We start from the raw sequence: 1,996 nt of genomic DNA, 5'->3' as shown, positions 1-1,996 counted from the left end.
CGGTGCGTTGGGCGCCCTGGCCGGTGAACAGGAAAGCCGTCCGGCCCGAGGCCGCCACCGCCCTCAGCACCCCGGGCGCCTGCGGCGTCCCGGCGGCCAGGGCCCGCAGCCCGGCCAGCAGGCCGTCCCGGTCCGCGGCGACCACGGCACCCCGGTGCGGGAACTGCGAGCGCGTGGTGGCCAGGGAGAGCCCGAGGTCGGCCGGGTGCAGCTCCGGCCGCTCCTCGACCAGCTCCAGCAGTCGTCCGGCCTGGCCGCGCAGCGCCTCCTCGGACCGGCCGGCGAGCACCAACGGCCTTACGGCCGGGCCCTCGTGGGTCCGCTCGGGGGCCGTCGGCGCCGGGTCGCCCTGCTCCAGGACGAGGTGGGCGTTGGTGCCGCTGATGCCGAAGGAGGAGACGCCGGCCCGGCGCGGGCGGCCGGTCTCCGGCCAGTCCCGCGTCGCGGTGGCCAGCTCGACCGCTCCGGCCGTCCAGTCCACGTGCGGCGAGGGCTCGTCGACGTGCAGGGTGCCCGGCAGGACGCCGTTGCGCATCGCGAGCACCGTCTTGATCACCCCGGCGACGCCCGCCGCGGCCTGGGTGTGGCCGAGGTTGGACTTCACCGAGCCGAGCAGCAACGGCAGTTCGCGGTCCTGGCCGTAGGTGGCCAGCAGCGCCTGGGCCTCGATCGGGTCGCCCAGCTTGGTGCCCGTGCCGTGCGCCTCCACCACGTCGACCTCGCCCGCGGCGAGACCGGCGGCGGCCAGCGCCTGGCGGATCACCCGCTCCTGCGCGGTGCCGTTCGGGGCGGTGAGCCCGTTGGAGGCGCCGTCCTGGTTGACGGCGCTGCCGCGCAGCACCGCCAGCACGGGGTGCCCGTTGCGGCGGGCGTCCGACAGCCGCTCGACCAGCAGCATGCCGATGCCCTCGGAGAACCCGGTGCCGTCGGCGCCGGCCGCGAAGGCCTTGCAGCGGCCGTCCTCGGCGAGGCCGCGCTGGCGGGCGAACTCGATCAGCAGCTTCGGCGTGGACATCACGGTCACGCCGCCGGCCAGCGCCAGGTCGCACTCGCCGCGCCGCAGGGCGGCCGCCGCGAAGTGCAGCGCCACCAGCGAGGAGGAGCAGGCGGTGTCCACGGTGACGGCCGGGCCCTCCAGGCCCAGCGCGTACGCCACCCGGCCGGTGGCCACGCTGGCCGCGCTGCCGTTGCCGAGGTAGCCGTCGACCTCCTCGGGCACGTCCTGAACCCAGGTCGCGTAGTCGTGGTAGACCATGCCCGCGTACACGCCGGTCCGGCTGCCGCGCAGGCCGAGCGGGTCGATCCCGGCCCGTTCGAAGGCCTCCCAGGAGGTCTCCAGCAGCAGGCGCTGCTGGGGGTCCATCGCCAGCGCCTCACGGCGGTTGATCCCGAAGAACGCCGGGTCGAACCCGGCCACGTCGGTCAGGAAGCCGCCGGTCCGGGTGTAGGTGCGGCCCGGGGTGCCCGGCTCGGGGTGGTAGATGCCCTCCAGGTCCCAGCCGCGGTCGGCCGGGAACTCCGAGAGCACCGAACCGCCCTCGGCGAGCACCTCCCACAGTGCCTCCGGGGTGGCGATCCCCCCGGGGAAGCGGCAGCTCATCGCGACGATCGCGATCGGCTCGTCGGGGTCGGCCGTGACCGCCACCGCGGCCGGGGCCGGGGCGGAGTCGTCCGCGTCCGCGCCGAGCAGCTCCTCGACCAGGTGCGCGGCGAGCGCGCGCGGCGTCGGGTGGTTGAACACCAGGGTCGCCGGAAGGCGCAGCCCGGTCGCGGAGTTGAGCCGGTTGCGCAGCTCCACCGCGGTCAGCGAGTCGAAGCCCAGCTCCTTGAGCGCCTTCTCCTCCTCCACGGCGTCGCCCGAGCCGTGCCCGAGCACCGCGGCGACGTGGCCGCGGACCAGGTCCAGCACGGTCCGCCGGCGGTCCTCGCCGGAGAGCCCGGCCAGGCGCCCGGCCAGACCGCCCGCCGGAGCGGCGTCCGGGGCACCGGCCGTGCG

Annotated in this window: 1 protein-coding gene; it reads right to left on the bottom strand. The window is 76.5% G+C overall.

Going from position 1 to position 1,996, the window contains the following annotated elements; translation table 11 throughout:
- The coding region (locus AE652_RS40335; RefSeq protein ID WP_049660756.1) for a beta-ketoacyl synthase N-terminal-like domain-containing protein at positions 1 to 1,996 on the bottom strand (1,996 nt) is incomplete at both ends.

It is taken from the genome of Kitasatospora sp. MY 5-36 (genome assembly GCF_001182915.1).
Lineage (GTDB): Bacteria > Actinomycetota > Actinomycetes > Streptomycetales > Streptomycetaceae > Kitasatospora.
The sequence above is the reverse complement of the archived record's forward strand: the minus strand, read 5'-3'. Positions and strand labels throughout refer to the sequence as shown.